The organism is Clostridium sp. ZBS15 (assembly GCF_023845705.1).
Classification (GTDB): Bacteria; Bacillota; Clostridia; order Clostridiales; family Clostridiaceae; genus Clostridium; species Clostridium aquiflavi.
Genome location: NZ_JAMQHY010000209.1, coordinates 1 through 283, shown reverse-complemented (window position 1 = coordinate 283; position 283 = coordinate 1). Strand labels below are relative to the sequence as shown.

The window sequence follows — 283 nt, the reverse complement described above, 5'->3', positions numbered from 1 at the left end:
CAATTAACAAAGTCTGTATCCGGGCCTAATACTACTTCCATTAAAACTGGTGAAATTTATTCTTATACTATAAAAATAACAAATACTAATACTTTTGGAACTGAAACTGATGCTTTTAATTTTACTTTAACCGATGCTTTATCATCTTGGTTTATTCTTAATTCTAATTCTATAAATGTTAGTGGTAGTGGTACCTATTCTTCTTATCAATTTGATTCTAATAATATCTACTTATATATTACAAAATTATCTCCAGGACAATCCTTAACTCTAACTTATAACG

The 283-nt window shown here is 26.9% G+C and carries 1 protein-coding gene; it reads left to right on the top strand.

Annotated elements, in window-relative coordinates; translation table 11 throughout:
- Positions 1-283, top strand: a 283-nt coding sequence (locus NG904_RS17055) for a hypothetical protein (RefSeq protein ID WP_252232928.1), incomplete at both ends; no start/stop codon positions are given.